This is a genomic window from Roseitranquillus sediminis, from assembly GCF_016918935.1.
In the GTDB taxonomy this organism is placed as follows: Bacteria; Pseudomonadota; Alphaproteobacteria; order Rhodobacterales; family Rhodobacteraceae; genus Roseitranquillus; species Roseitranquillus sediminis.
In genome coordinates this window covers 23779-37799 of the sequence record NZ_JAFFOB010000007.1, presented here as the reverse complement: position 1 = coordinate 37799, position 14021 = coordinate 23779, and the positions used below count along the sequence as shown (strand labels likewise).

The window sequence follows — 14021 nt, the reverse complement described above, 5'->3', positions numbered from 1 at the left end:
GCCTGCCAGTGGACGGGCCGCACGTCTTGCGATCGACCGAAGCGCGCGGGCACCGAATTGATCGGAGCGGGGAGATGTGAGACCATCCGCAGGCGCACCGCTCGTTCGGCCCGCGCGAGTCTGCGCAGCCATGGGGATTGCGGGTCCAGGAGGGCCAGATGCGATCCAAGCTTCTCGCCGGCGCTGCCGGCTGTGCTCTTTTCGTTGCGCTTCCCACGATCTCCTTTGTCGGCCCGGCGGACGAGGCGCGCAGTGGCGTGTCCGCGCTCGACCCGCTCAGCGCCAGCCTCTCGATCTGCCGCACGACGACGGCGGAGGGGCCGACGCGCCGCGGTCTCTTCATCAGCGCGGCGAAAGCCTACGCGCAAACGGCCGCGGATCCCGCGGCTCCGCCGACGCTGATCGCGGGGGTCGCCTCGTCGGCACTTGAGGCGACGGTGAACGAGACGGCGCGCCCCTACTTCGAGCAAGGCGTCGGGCTGGTCGACGGTTTCAACCATTTCGAGGCGGTGCGGGCCTTCCGGGCGGCGCAGGCGGCGGACCCGGAGTGTGCGCTCTGCTACTGGGGCGAGGCCTACGCGCTCGGCCCCAACATCAATGACCCGATGGATCCTGCGAACAATCCACGCGCACTCGAGGCCGCGCGCCTGGCGGCCGAAAAGGCCGGGACCGAGCTCGAGCGGGCGCTGACCGAAGCGCTGCTCACCCGCTATTCGGAGGTTCCGGCGGCCGACCGGGCGGCGCTCGATGCCGCCTACGCCGAGGCGATGCAGCAGGTCGCCGATCGTTTTCCGGAGCACGACCAGGTCCAGGCCTTGGCGGCCGAGGCGATCATGGACGCGCAGCCGTGGGACTACTGGGAGGTTGGCGGACGCACGCCGAAGGGCGCGGCCGGCGACGGTCTCCGCCGCCTCGAGACGGTCCTCGGGCGCAACCCCGAGAACGTGCTGGCGATCCATCTCTACATCCACATGACCGAAGCGTCGGACGATCCCTGGCGCGCCGAGCGCTACGCCGCCGAACTGGGCGAGCTGGCGCCCGGAGCGGGACATCTCGTCCACATGCCGGCCCACACCTATTTCCGGGTCGGGCGCTTCGCCGACTCGCTCGACGCCAACATTGCGGCCGTGGCGGTTGACGAGGCGTACATTGCGCAGGCGGGCGACGCCATCAGCCCGATCTACCGCTACGGCTACTACCCCCACAACGTGCACTTCGTCCTGACCTCGGCGCAGATGGCGGGGGAGGCGGACACGGTGATGGAGGCCGCCGACCAGCTCGACGCGGCGCTGCCGATGGAGATGGCGACGGTCGAGGGCTGGGTGCAACTGATCAAGGCGGCGCCATGGTTCGCCAAGGTCCAGTTCGGGGACGCGGCGAAGTTCGAGGAGATCCTCGCGGCACCCGCTCCCGCGGACGCGCCCGCCTACATCGAGGCGGCGTGGCGCTACGCACGTGGAGAGGCGGCAGCGCGGCTCGGACAGCCGGAGGAGGCGCGCGCCGAGGCAGAGGCGCTGGCCGCGCTCGACGAGGCCACCGACTGGGGCGCGGCGATCCCCGGAATGCCGGGCGCGCCGCTCGTCGACATCATGCAGGAGAGCGTGCTGGCGCGGGCAGCGATGGCCGAGGGCGACCGCGACGCGGCGATCGACCACTGGGGCCGGGCGACGGCGATCCAGGCCGAATTGCCGTACCTCGAGCCGCCGTTCTGGTACTATCCGGCGCGGCAGAGCTTTGCCGCAGCACTCCTCGCCGACGGTCAGGCCGAGCGGGCGGAGCAGGAGTTCTTCGCCACCCTCGTGGAGAGCCCCGACAACGGCTGGGCGTACTGGGGTCTTGCCAAGGCAAGGGAGGCGCAAGACGATCCGGAGGGCGCCGAAGCCGCAATGACGATGTGGCGCGATGCCTGGACGGGCGAGGAGGAGCCGACGCTCGACCGGCTCTGAGCCGCGTTGCCTGCCGAGGCGGCGGCCAGAGATATCCAAACCGTCCGGCGCTCACGAGTTGGCGCCACGGCCGATCCATGTCGGCAGCAGACTTGCTTGCGCGCAGGTGCAACCTTGCGCCTCGCCCGGACGCGTGGTGCAAGTGGATCGGGGCGGCGCGAACCTGTGCGGGGACGAAACAGAGCTGGAGGAGAAGCTGACATGCTGACGTCGAAGAACGAGACCTGCATCTGGCCATCGGTCCTGGGGGTGGCGACGATGACAGGCGCACTGGCTGCGGCAGGAGGGGCGGTGGCTCAGGACTATCCCCATGCGGACGAGCCGATCGGGACGGTGGAGCAGGTCTATGACGGCCACCTTACGCCCGACCTCGCGGTCAACACCTTTCGCAACATCGACCGCCTCTTCCCGGTGCGCGTGATCGAGGCGGGCGACGATCCGCGACCCCTGCCCGAGGCGAAGCAGGACCTCGAGGGCGAGGTCTCCATGGAGGCCGACGGCAAGACCTACGACCTCTATGACTTCCTCGCGCTCAACAACGTCACGGGCATGATCGTCCTTCAGGATGGCGAGGTGGTCTACGAGACCTACCAGCGCGGCAACACGCCCGAGACGCGATGGATGTCGATGTCGGTGGCGAAGTCGATTACCTCGACACTCGTCGGCGCGGCGATCGAAGACGGCCACATCGGCAGCGTCGACGACATGGTGGTCGAGTACGTGCCCGCGCTCGAGGGCAGCGCCTATGACGGCGTGAGCATCCGCGACGTACTCCTGATGGCCTCCGGCGTGCAGTGGAACGAGACCTACACCGACCCTACCTCGGACCGCCGCGACCTGCTGCGCGCGCAGATCGCCCAGGAGCCGGGCGGCGCGATGGAGGTGATGGCCGCGCTGCCCCGCGCCGGCGAGCCGGGAACGATCCACAACTACTCGACCGGCGAGACGCAGGTGCTGGGCGAGGTGGTCTACGGCGCCGTCGGTGGGCCGCTCGCGGACTACCTCTCCGAACAGATCTGGAAGCCCTATGGCATGGAGGCGGACGCCAACTGGTGGCTCGACTCGCCGGACGGCGTGGAGATCGGGGGCAGCGGCATCTCCGCCACGCTCCGCGACTACGCCCGGTTCGGCCAGTTTTTCCTCGAGGGCGGCGTCATCGACGGCGAGCGTGTCCTGCCCGAGGGCTGGACCGACATGGCGGGGCAGAAGCAGACCCTCGATGACGGGACCGTCATCGACTACGGGCTGATGTGGTGGCCCGGCTGGACCGAGGGCTCGACCGCCGACGGTGCCTATGCCGCGATCGGCATCCAGGGGCAGAACGTCTACATCAACCCGACGAGGAACGTGGTCATCGCCACGCACATGGCGCAGCCCAAGCCGCTTGGGAAGGAGCCAATCGACCCGATGGCGTTCTTCGACGCCGTGGTCGCCGCGCTCAACTGAGACATCCGCCGAGGCGGCGAGCGGAGCTCAGGTCCGGGAGCGAGGCGGAGTCCGCAAGTCGGGCTTCGCCATATCCAGGACAAGGGCGTCGTCCCCTCGGCACCGCAACGAGTCCGGCACCGGTGTCAAGCTCGGCGGCGTGTTCCCGAAATGAGGGTCGAGAGGCAGAAGAGGACTGCCACCACGCAGACGATGGTCGGGCCTGTCGGCGTGTCGAGCATGTAGGACGCGCGCAGCCCGCCCCACGCGGAGAGCATCGCGACGCCCGACGCGATGGCGGCCATGGCCTCGGGCGTGCGCGAGAACGGGCGCGCAGTGGCCGCGGGAATGATGAGCATGGCGGTGATCAGCAGGACGCCCACGACCTTGATCGCGACCGCCACGACCACGGCGAGCGCGAGCGTCAGGACGAGCTGCTCCCGTTTCGGCTGGATGCCGGCGGCGCGGGCGAGGTCGGGGTTGAGCGTGGCTGTCAGCAGCGCCGACCAGCGCCAGGCGACAAGGGCCAGCACGACGGCGGCGCCGCCCCATATGACGGCGAGGTCGGCGCGGGACACCGCCAGGATATCTCCGAAGAGATAGGCCATTATGTCGATGCGGACGTTGGTAAGGAACGACACCCCCACCAGCCCGAACGCCAGCGCCGAGTGCGCCATCACGCCGAGGAGCGTGTCCATCGCGTAGCCCCGCCCGGTCAGGATCGTCACCACCGTCGCCATGACGAGCGCGACCACCAGCGCCCCGGCGAAGACCGGCAGCGACAGGGCAAGGGAGAGCGCGACGCCCAGGATGGCCGCGTGGGCGGTCGCGTCGCCGAAATACGCCATCCGGCGCCATACGACGAAGCAGCCGAGAGGTGCCGCCGCCAAGGCCGTGCCGACGCCGGCGAGCGCGGCGCGGACCATGAAGTCGTCGAGGATCATTCGGCGGCGTCCTGCCCGCGGTGGTGGTGGTGATCGTGGTGGTGCCGGTAGAGCGCGAGTGCCCCTTGCGTGCCCTCGCCGAAGAGCGCGCGATAGACTGGCGCCTCGGCCACGACTTCGGGCGCGCCCTCGCAGCAGATATGGCCGTTGAGGCAGATGACGCGGTCGGAGGCGCTCATGACGACGTGCAGGTCGTGGCTGACCATGAGCACGGCGCAGCCCGTCTCGGCCCGCACCGCCGCGATGCGGCGGTAGAAGGCGCCGGCGCCGGGTTGGTCGAGGCCCGCCGCCGCCTCGTCGAGGATCAGGAGGTCCGGCTTCTCGAGCAGCGCGCGGGCAAGGAGGACCCTCTGGAACTGCCCGCCCGAGAGCGCGGACATCTGTCGCGTGCCGGTGCCGGGGACGCCCGCGCGGTCCAGCGCCTCCTCGGCGGCTCGCGCCGTCACGCGCCGCGGCAGGCCGAGAAAGCGCGTGACAGACATCGGCAGCGTCGGGTCGAGCACCAGGCGCTGCGGCACATATCCGATGCGCAGCCCCGGCATCTTTTCAATGCGACCGGCGGAGGGTCCCACACCGCCCAGAAGCGCGCGGAGGAGCGTCGACTTACCGGACCCGTTCGGGCCGACGATCGTGACGATCTCCCCACGCGCGATGCGGAAATCCACACCTTCGAGGACCAGTGTCTCTCCGTAACGGACCGTCAGTCCGGTGGTCTGGACGAGGGACTCGTTCATGCGGCGTTCCGCTCGACGCATCGGGGGCACAACCCCTCGGCTTCCCGCACGGTGCGCTCGATGATGAAGCCAGTCCGCTTGGCGGCGCGGCCGAGTTCGCCCGCCTCCGGATCAGTATCGGCCTCTACGACGCGATCGCAGGAGCGGCAGATCAGGAAGGCGGGCGTGTGCCGATCCTCGGTGCGGGTGCAGGCGATGAAGGCATTGAGCCGCTCGATCCGATGCGCGAAACCGTGCGTCACGAGGAAGTCGAGGGCGCGATAGGCGACGGGCGGCTGCGAGCCGAGCCCTTCCTCACGCAGCTTGTCGAGGATCTCGTAGGCGCCCATCGCCTTGTGCTCGCGGAGCAGGATCTCGAGCACGCGCCGCCGGCTGGGGGTGAACTGGAGCTTGTTTGCGGTGCAATGTCTCTCAGCCGCCGCCATCGCGTCGGCCATGCAGCCCGCGTGATCATGTGCGCCGAACACCTCGACCTGCTCGCGCACCCTCTCCTCCGGACCAGCTCTTGAAATGTTATACAGTATCGCATAGAGCTTCGTCAACGTTATATAATTACAGGAGGTGCTGGTGTCCATTCGTCTGCGTCGTGCCATTGCCGGATTGGCGCCTCTTGTCGGCGCCGCGTTTTCCGCCGCTACCGCCTCGGCAGAGGTGCCGAGCGTCGCGACGGACATCGCGCCGGTGCATTCGCTCGTCGCCCGCGTCATGGACGGGCTGGGCGAGCCATCCCTCGTGGTCGATCCTGGCGCCTCGCCGCATGGCTATTCCATGCGTCCGTCCGAGGCGCGCGCGCTGAGCGAGGCGGATGCTGTCTTCTGGATCGGCTCCGAACTGGAACCGTGGCTCGAGGATGCGATCGCCAACCTCGCACCGGATGCCGTGTCTGTCGCGCTGCTCGATGCGCCCACGACGACCGTGCTCGAGTTCCGGACGGGCGCCACCTTCGCCGAGCACGCGCACGAAGAGCACGAGGAGGAACAGGACCACGAGCAGGGGCATGATCCTCATGCCTGGCTCGATCCAGAGAACGGCAAGGCGTGGCTCGAGGTGATCGCGGATGAGATGGGGCGCCTCGACCCGGAGAACGCCGCGGCCTACGCAGCGAACGCCGAGGCGGGACACGCGGAGATCGAAGCCGTCGAGGCCGAGATCGAGCGGCTCATCGCTCCCGCCCGCGGGATGGACTTCATCGTCTTCCACGATGCCTACCATTACTTCGAAGCGCGCTTCGGAATTCAGGCCGCGGGAGCGATCTCGCTCAGTGACGCAAGCGATCCCAGCCCGGCGCGGGTCGAGGCGGTGCGCGAGACGGTGACGGAACTCGGTGTAACGTGCGTCTTCTCAGAGCCGCAGTACAACCAGGCGCTCGTCCGTACGGTGACCGAGGGAACACGGGCGCGCTCCGCCGTCATCGATCCGCTCGGTGTCGGGCTCGAGAGCGGGCCTGACTTCTACCCGCAGCTCCTGCGCTCGGTGGCGGAGGAGATGGTTGGCTGCGCGGAGTAACTGACGTCGCGACGTCGCGACCGCGCCGGGGGTGCAGCGGCTACTCGCCGGACCTGCGGCGAAGGTTTCTCGGCCGACGATTCTGGTTTCCCTCGGCCGCTGATTGCCGTCAGGTCTCCAGCTTCAGGACGACGTCGTCGCCGATGCGCAGGATCGTGAGCGCCGCCGGCTCCTGCGCGGCCACCTCTGCCTCGGGGTCGGGATCCTGTCGCACGGTGCCGTCCGCGTTGCGGAACGACGCGTTGAGGCCGAGTTGCCGGAGTGCCGCCTCCGCCTCTGCGGCGGTGCGGCCGCCGAGGTCGGGCACGACGCGCAGCTCGTCCGCGCCCTGCGGTGCGGGGATCGGGACGATCTTGAAGGTCACCTTCGCCGAGACGTCGGCGGTGTAGCCGAACTGGTTCTGGTACGCCGCGTCGACAGGTGTCGCGTAGAGCTTGGAGCCGAGGCGCGCGTTCAGGCCGATGCGGAGCGGCACCGCCCGTACTGCGGGCGTCGCGAGGGCCGGAGCCGGCCGCGTCGCCTGCGCGCCGGCGGCGCCGGCCGCGCCCTGTCCCAACCGCAGCGCGACGCGCACCTCGCCTGTCGTATCCGGCAGCGCGTAGAACGTCGGGCGGTAGCCGATCTCCTGCAGGAGGCGGATCTTCGCGTCGTCGTTCTCGGCGTAGATATCGAGCACCGCGGCCAGCGAGGCTTCGTCGAGAGCGTTCTGCGCTTCTGCCACCCCGCGACCCACCGCAGCAATGACGTCGCCGAGTGGCGAGGCCACGACATCGTTCACGAGCGACTTTATGGTGGTCATGGACTCCCGATCCCTCTCATGCGGACGCGACGCCGAAGACGACGAGGACGTCGCTGCCGTGCGCGACGCTCTCGCCGGCGCGCGGATGCTGCATCAGTGCCTGACCCGGCGTGCCGCTGCCCGCGGGAAGCGTCTGCTGCGCGACCGCGAGCTTCAGTCCGATCGAGCGCAGCACCCTCTGGGCCGCCGCCGTGGTGAGGCCGCCGACGTCGGGCACAGTGACCCCACTCGTTGGCCGCTCCGCCTGCGCGTCGGCGTGCATTTCAGCGCTGAAGCCGGAGCCGTCCCTGACGTCGTCGCCCATGACGATCGCGCTGCCGTCTTCGCTGAGGCGGCCGCGGACATCAATCTTGACCGCGCCGAGGCGGAAGGGGACCGCCTTCGACTTCATTTCGGCGTTGGCGTCGGCGAGTTTCGTCCCGAGGCCCGCAACGACGGAGGTCACGGGTGCCGTCACCCGCTTCTGCGCCTCGAACGTCGCGACTTTCTTCTCCGCGATGTCGGCGCGCTCGACCTCCGTGGAGAGGCGGCTCGCCAGCTCGTCGTTCCGGGCCTTCGCAAGGTTCAGCTCGTTCGTCCTCGACAGGAGCTGCTGGTCCTTCTGGACGATGAGGTTGTCCTTCTCGATCATGATGCCCTTCAGCGTGTCGACCTCGCGTGGGATGGCCGCCGCGATATCCGCTGCGGGCTTCACCACGACCTCGTCGCGGAGCCGCGGCGAACCGGCTTCCGCGACCTCAACCGCCGGTGTGGTGTTGAGGACGAGGCCGCCGAGCGGTACCCGGTTGCGGGAGACGGCGTCACGCAGCACCGCGTTCCGGTCGAGGTTCCTCAGCATGATGTGCTGGTTCAGCCCCGCCCGCCGGGGCACGCCCGCAACGGCGTCCGGGCTTCCGGAAAAGCTCTCCTCGACGGCGGGGCGGGAGTAGGCGCTTTCCTCGAGCCGTTCGATCTCGCCGAAGTCCACGAACAGGATGCGCCTGCGGCCATCGTAGCGCACCATGCCGCCGGCAGAGAGGACGCGCGGCGCGGGCTGGCCTTCCTCGATGAGACGGAGCGCCGGGGCGACCCCCTCGATGCCGAGCTGGGCCGGGTCGAGGTCGATCTGCAGTCGTCCGTCGCCGGCCGTCTCGCTGCGCGCGATCTCGAGCCAGGTGCCGCCCTCGATGCGAAAGAGCTCGAGCGTGACGACGTGGCCGGCCGCCGGCTCCTCCTCATCGCCAAACAGGCGCGCGGTGATCAGAATGCGCTTCATCAGCCGATGCCCTTGCCGGTGGTGAGGCGGATCATTTCGGGGCCGAGTTCCGCGGTCACCACCACCCGCGCATTCGACTGCAGCCCGGCGCCGAAGGTGATCGTGGTGATGGCGGTGCCGTCCTCGCCGGTCGTCAGCACAGCGGCGCCGAAGCCGACCTCACCTGCGATGCGCGGGTTCGTGATGCCTGCCGCCTGAGAGAGCGCGGTTGAGGCGGCCACCTCCACGTTGAGCTGCACTTCCGCGCCGGCGAGGAGCTCGCCGGCCGTCGTCGCCGCGGTCACCCGCAGCTCGCGTTCCGCGCCGGAGCCCGTGATCTGCGCCGAGAGGACGGGGAGCGGCAGGCCCTCGCCCGGCGGAATCGAGACGAAGCGCCCGGTGATGCGGGACGTCACCTCGCGGGCAGCCTCGCTCGACGTGACCGGCGCGAAGATGAGGCGCATGCCGCCCGAGGACTTGGTCTCGGTGACGAGGCGGAAGCCGATCTCGAAGTCGAGGTACGGGATGCGGTACTGCGGTACCGGTCGGCCGAACCCGTCGAGCGGTGGCGTCGCACTGAGCTCCTCCTGGGCCTCGCGCAAGCTTTCCGCCATGCCGACGATCAGGCTCTCCAGCGTGTCGGCGATGAAGGCCCCGTCGCTCATCGCCTCGGGCCCTCCATCTCGGCGCGGCGGGCGCGCCCGGCCTCCTGCGCGCGCTCCTGCCGGCGGCGGTCGCGCGCCTCCTCGGCCTGCGCCTCGCGCCGCCGCTCGAGCGCGCGGCTACGGTTCCGCATCATGCGCTCGAAGAGGTCGCCCGAGCCGCCGAACTCGGTCGAGAGGCGGCGGTCGCGCTGTGTGGCGTAGGACGAGAAACGGTCCATCGGCGCCGTCACCTGCCGCTCGCGCGCGATCCAGCCCGCTTCGATCTTGTCGGCCATCCGCTTCGGCGCGTCGAGGGCCGCGTTCGCCTTGTCGAGCCGCGCGCCGACCTTGTCGAGCGTGTCGCCGCCCACGCCCTCGCGGACGGCGGCGCGGTCGGCCTCGCTCACGCCCTCCGCGGCAAGCCGGCGGTCGAGGTCGGCAAGCTGGTCCCGCGCATCCGACACCTGGCGACCCACGTCCCGCAGCGGGCGCCCGACCTCCTCCGCCTGCGCCTGGACGCGCCGCAGGGGGTCGACAGGCGCGCTGCGGGCGGCCCGGCTGCGGCCCGCGATCCTCTCGCGGCCTTGGCGCAGCTGTCCGAGCGCCGGCAGCCCGAGACCCGAACGCGCGTCTCGGCCGAGCGCAGTGCCCTCCGGCAGGCCCGCCTCCATCCGCTGCGCGAGCGGCGTGTCGGCGAAGCCGGGCAGGGGGGACGAACCGCCGCCGGGCGTCTGGCCGGCGCGGCGCAGCGCGTCCTGGCGCTGCCGCAGCGCGGCCTGCCGCGCGTCGAGCTCGCGCTGCTGCGCCTGCCGCTCCGCGAAGGTCATCACCTGGAAGCGGGCCACCCGTGCGGCGTCTTCGCTGCCGGGCGCGCCGGTGAGGCCGCGCAGCCGCCGCTCCAGCGCCTCGCGCTGCGCCAGCAGGTCGCCCAGGCGGCTCTGCGGCGCCAGCTCCGCGGCGCGGCGAAGGTCGCCGTCGCCCGCCGCCGCCGGAGAGCGCGGCGGGGCCGCAGGCGTCGCCTGCTGACCGGCAAGGTCGCGCCAGCTGCGCCGGGTCATCGCGTCATCCTTCCTCTTCGACGGTGGAGGCGATCATCGCTCGGATGCGCTCTTCCAGGATCGCCGGCGCCGGCACCGGAACGAGCTTCGTGCGCATCAGCGACGACCCCTCGGCCGAATACTGGTACTTGGCCGAGTAGGACGCCGAGACCGAACTGACCCGCATCTTGGCCGAGGCCGAGAAGAAGCCGACCTTGCCCGTGACCGACGCGTTCACGGTGGTCGACGAGCGCGAAATGTTGGTTTCGCGCGAGGCTGAGATAGACAGCTTCAGCTCAATCAGCGTGTCGACGAACTGGTAGAAAGTCGGCACGAAGCCGAGCTCGAGCAGCGAGTACTCGTTGCCATCGCCGAGCTTGACCAGCACCGTCCGCTCCGGCGTGCCGGACGGCGCGGGCGGCGGCTGTCCCGGCTCGGGCTCCGGGTCGGGCATGTAGCCCGCCATCATCCGCGCGATCTTGAGCGAGACGAGGTCGAGCTCGTACTGCGCCTCGGCGATGCCGATCCCGAGAAGCCGCACCATCTCGGGGAAGGGCGTGTTGGTCATCTCCGTGCTGACGGACATCTCTCGTTCCTCCTGTCAGGCGCCCGCCATCAGCCGTTCGTCAGACCGAACTCCGTCCGCCGCTTCTCGAGGTTCGCCTCGCGCCGCGCCTCCTCGGTCTGCATGAAGGACTGGATCCGGTCCTCGAGCGCTGTCGGCACCGGCACCGGCACGATCTTGGTCCGCAGGATCGAGGCGCCCTCGGCGGAGTACGAGTACTTGTTGGCGTAGGTCGCATCCACTTGGCTGGTAGCGACGTCGCGGCTGTAGCTTGACGACCGGCTCGTGCCCCAGAAGCTGCGCTTGCGCCGGCTCGAACTGTCGACTGACGAGTCTCGATTGCGCCGGGTGTGTGTGTACTCGCTCGTCCGCGTGATCTTGATGGCGATCTTCACCTCGATGATCGTGTCGACGAACTGATAGAAGGTCGGCGCGAAGCCGAGCTCCATCATCGACAGGCGCGTCGGCACCCGAATCTCGAGCCGCTTCTGCTCGTCCGTCATCCCGTCGATCATGCTCTGACCGTCGGTTCCCGTGATGTTGATGCCGTGAAGCTGCTGTGCCACCTTCTTGACGAGGTCGAGGAGCTTGACCGCCTCGGTCTCGTCAAGCGCGCCCGTCACCGCGTCGTCCATGATCGCGTAGGCCACCGCCTCGGCCAGCGTCATGTACTCGTAGCCGAAGAACACCCGGCTGTCGTCGAAGGTAACGTTGCCCTCGGCGTCGTAGACGGTGGTGAGGCCGCCCATCATCTCGGCGGTGTTGATCGAGTTCTCGTCCAGCTTGGCCTGCCCGTCCGCGATCGCGAAGGCCATCTGCCGGATCATGTCCCCCATCGGGACGTTCAGAAGTTCCTGTCCGATCGACATCCTTGACTCTCCTGTCCTTCGGCGGACGCGGCCGGCGCCCTATTGAATGTCCTGCTGGTATTCGCGCTTGAGCAATTCGAGGAAGATTTCGGGGGGCGGCAGCGAGACCAGCCGCGCCGCGAGCGACGACATGCCTTCGGCCGAGACACTGAACTTGCGCGCGTACCCGACGTCGATCGAGGCGGCGGCCATGAAGACGCCGTACTGCACGCCGGCCTGCACTCCGACGTTGATCGACGTCTCGGTCGACTCGGAGATCTGGAAGCTGAGCTTCGCTTCCACCGTCGCCTCGGTGAAGGCATAGAAGCTCGGCACGAATCCGAGCGAGAGCAGGTTGTAGGTCTTGTCGCCGATCTCGACCTCGGTCTCGGACATCGTCTTCGCGATCTCGACCGAGTTCGTGTCGAGCGCCATCTGCGCCTGCGCGACCGCCACCCCCAGACGCTCGATGATCTGCGGCAGCGGCGCCGACAGCAGCGAGCGGACGACCTGCGGCGTCTCGGCCATCGTCAGCCCTCGTTGTCCTGCCGCAGGTATTCCTTGATCGTCTCAAGGAACTGCGGCGGCGCCGGGATCGAGACGAGCCGTGCCGAGATCGCGGAGTTGCCGGTGACGTTCATCTCGAACTGCCGACCGAAGCGCACATCGACCGAGGCGCCGACGGCGACGGTGCGGTTGCCCGTGTTCTGCCGCGTCAGGCTGGAGGTCGACGTGCGGGTAAACTCGCGCTTGATCGACACGCCGTCGCGGCCGCTGAGCTGGATCTGGCGGTTCTCCGCCGTGAGCAGCGTGACCTTGAAGGGCGAACTCTTGCCGAAGACCGTCACGATGTTGCCATCGGCCGAGGCCTGATAGTCGACGCTGGCGTTGCCGTTGATGTCGTCCCTCAGGTTGACGGCGTAGGCTTCGGCCGAGCCGGAGGCGTGCCCGCCCGCAGCGGAGCCCGAGAAGGGGAAGTCGGTGCCGTCGATGGTGCACTTCATCCCCGACAGCGAGAGGGCCTGCGTGGCGAGCAGGAAGATGAAGCCGTTGCCGGTGCTGCCCGGCGCGCGGCGGTCGGGGTCGATGCCGCTCATCGCCTGCGCGGCGGTATTCGACTTCACCGAGAGCCAGTGCGGGCGCCCGGGAATGCGGACATCGACGCGCCGGAAATTGACGTTTGCGCGCGATCCTCCGGCAGTGACGTCCGCGTTCGCATCCGCCGCTCCAGTCGACGGCGTGATCTTAACGCGCGCGGGATCCGCCCCGTAGCTCTCGAGGATCGCCTTGATCTCCGCCGCACGACGGTCGCCCAGCCGGCGGTTCTCCTGATCCGAGATCGCTTGGCCGCCGGGATAGCGTTGTGCGTCCGCGTATCCCTGAACGGTGATCGCGAGATTCCTCGCGCGTGCGACGAGGGCGATCAGCTTCAGGCGGCTGCGGTCGCCTGTGTTGTCCACCGGTCCGTCGGGATTTGTCTCCTGGAAGTGGTGCAGGCCCGTGGCGAAATTGACCGTGACGAGCGGGCTCGTGGGGGACGCCAGCAGCGTCGTGTAGCCCGCTGCCTGCACCTGCGCCTCCACATGCGCGGCATAGGTGTCGAGATCCCCCTGGGCAGTGGTGGCGATGGTCGTGGTACCATTGAAGACGTAGCTCGTATCAGCGTTCGCATCGATCTGGATGATCGCGAAATCGCTCGCGGAACCGAGGAAGGCGACTGTGTTGGACGTCGTGTGCACGCGGTCGGGCGGAGCATCGGTGGTGATGGTGAAGGTCCTAGGCGTCGGCTCGTAGAGCAGCCGCGGCACTCCTGCCGAGGCGTCCGACCTTACCGCTTCCTGCAGCGCGCGGATCCGGGTCAGGGGATCGCCGCCCGACAGCTGGAACTCGCGCCCGCCGATCGAGACGGCGCCGGTCGAGGCGGACTGAATCTCGATCTCGGCCGTGCGCTCGCGGCTGACCTCGGTGGACCCGCTCTCGGTCGAGGTCGTGCTCTCCGAGCGGTTCTCGTCGCTGGTCGAGGTGTCGCTGAATGAGCCGGACAGGTTGACGCCGACGCTGAGGTCCTTCTCGACCCGGAGCGACAGCTGCATGGAGCAGCTGATGTCGGCGTGCTGATAATGATAGAAGGCCGGCGACAACCCGAGGTCGAGGAGCGAACGGCCGTCGAGCCCTTCGCGCGGGCGGATGAACTCGCCGATCTGGTCGACGGAGTTTTCGTCCAGCGCGCGCTGCGCCTCGGCGATCGACAGTCCCAGCGCCTTGATGAAGTCCGCGACGCTGGCCTCTGCGAGCACCTCGCCGGGCGTCATGTTCTCGATGTCGGGCATCTCGGTCGT

Annotated in this window: 14 protein-coding genes; 3 read left to right on the top strand and 11 right to left on the bottom strand. The window is 69.1% G+C overall.

Features of this window, described 5'->3' with window-relative positions; all coding sequences use genetic code 11:
* Positions 1–158: 158 nt before the first annotated feature.
* Both JM664_RS03545 and JM664_RS03540 read left to right on the top strand, forming a co-directional pair.
* The gene (locus JM664_RS03545) at positions 159–1946 is read left to right on the top strand and encodes a tetratricopeptide repeat protein (protein ID WP_227418530.1); all 1788 of its coding nucleotides are present in this window, start codon (positions 159–161) and stop codon (positions 1944–1946) included.
* A 201-nt stretch (positions 1947–2147) separates the two neighbouring features.
* Positions 2148–3392, top strand: a complete 1245-nt coding sequence (locus JM664_RS03540) for a serine hydrolase domain-containing protein (protein ID WP_227418529.1) — start codon at positions 2148–2150, stop codon at positions 3390–3392.
* Between the two features lie 125 nt (positions 3393–3517).
* Here the strand turns inward: JM664_RS03540 and JM664_RS03535 are convergent, their stop codons facing one another.
* The 3 genes from JM664_RS03535 to JM664_RS03525 are packed head-to-tail and all read right to left on the bottom strand — an operon-like array spanning position 3518 to position 5486.
* Positions 3518–4315, bottom strand: coding sequence for a metal ABC transporter permease (locus tag JM664_RS03535; protein WP_227418528.1), 798 nt, complete (start codon positions 4313–4315; stop codon positions 3518–3520).
* A complete protein-coding gene (locus JM664_RS03530; RefSeq protein WP_227418527.1) occupies positions 4312–5049 on the bottom strand; it encodes a metal ABC transporter ATP-binding protein in 738 nt (245 codons plus the stop codon). Before JM664_RS03530 ends, JM664_RS03535 begins: the two co-directional genes overlap by 4 nt.
* Positions 5046–5486 carry a transcriptional repressor gene (locus JM664_RS03525; RefSeq protein ID WP_227418780.1) on the bottom strand — a complete coding sequence of 147 codons (441 nt, stop codon included), beginning with the start codon at positions 5484–5486 and terminating at the stop codon, positions 5046–5048. Before JM664_RS03525 ends, JM664_RS03530 begins: the two co-directional genes overlap by 4 nt.
* A 130-nt stretch (positions 5487–5616) precedes the next feature.
* Here JM664_RS03525 and JM664_RS03520 point away from each other — a divergent pair, with 130 nt between their 5' ends.
* A complete protein-coding gene (locus JM664_RS03520) occupies positions 5617–6555 on the top strand; it encodes a zinc ABC transporter substrate-binding protein (RefSeq protein WP_319637514.1) in 939 nt (312 codons plus the stop codon).
* 109 nt (positions 6556–6664) lie between these two features.
* Here JM664_RS03520 and JM664_RS03515 read toward each other — a convergent pair whose 3' ends face one another.
* The 8 genes from JM664_RS03515 to JM664_RS03480 are packed head-to-tail and all read right to left on the bottom strand — an operon-like array spanning position 6665 to position 14012.
* Positions 6665–7354, bottom strand: a complete 690-nt coding sequence (locus JM664_RS03515) for a PASTA domain-containing protein (protein ID WP_227418526.1) — start codon at positions 7352–7354, stop codon at positions 6665–6667.
* A 16-nt stretch (positions 7355–7370) separates the two neighbouring features.
* Complete coding sequence (locus tag JM664_RS03510) at positions 7371–8609, bottom strand: PASTA domain-containing protein (protein ID WP_227418525.1); 1239 nt, start codon at positions 8607–8609, stop codon at positions 7371–7373.
* A complete protein-coding gene (locus JM664_RS03505) occupies positions 8609–9253 on the bottom strand; it encodes a hypothetical protein (protein ID WP_227418524.1) in 645 nt (214 codons plus the stop codon). The genes JM664_RS03510 and JM664_RS03505 overlap by 1 nt, the downstream gene beginning before the upstream one ends.
* Positions 9250–10290, bottom strand: coding sequence for a serine/threonine-protein kinase (locus JM664_RS03500; RefSeq protein WP_227418523.1), 1041 nt, complete (start codon positions 10288–10290; stop codon positions 9250–9252). Before JM664_RS03500 ends, JM664_RS03505 begins: the two co-directional genes overlap by 4 nt.
* Positions 10291–10294: 4 nt before the next feature.
* Complete coding sequence (locus tag JM664_RS03495) at positions 10295–10855, bottom strand: hypothetical protein (RefSeq protein WP_227418522.1); 561 nt, start codon at positions 10853–10855, stop codon at positions 10295–10297.
* Between the two features lie 29 nt (positions 10856–10884).
* Positions 10885–11703, bottom strand: coding sequence for a hypothetical protein (locus JM664_RS03490; protein ID WP_227418521.1), 819 nt, complete (start codon positions 11701–11703; stop codon positions 10885–10887).
* A 39-nt stretch (positions 11704–11742) separates the two neighbouring features.
* On the bottom strand, positions 11743–12210 hold the full coding sequence (locus JM664_RS03485; protein ID WP_227418520.1) for a hypothetical protein: 468 nt from the start codon (positions 12208–12210) through the stop codon (positions 11743–11745).
* 2 nt (positions 12211–12212) lie between these two features.
* Positions 12213–14012: a hypothetical protein gene (locus JM664_RS03480; RefSeq protein ID WP_227418519.1), complete on the bottom strand. Its 1800-nt coding sequence runs from the start codon at positions 14010–14012 to the stop codon at positions 12213–12215.
* Positions 14013–14021: the final 9 nt, after the last annotated feature.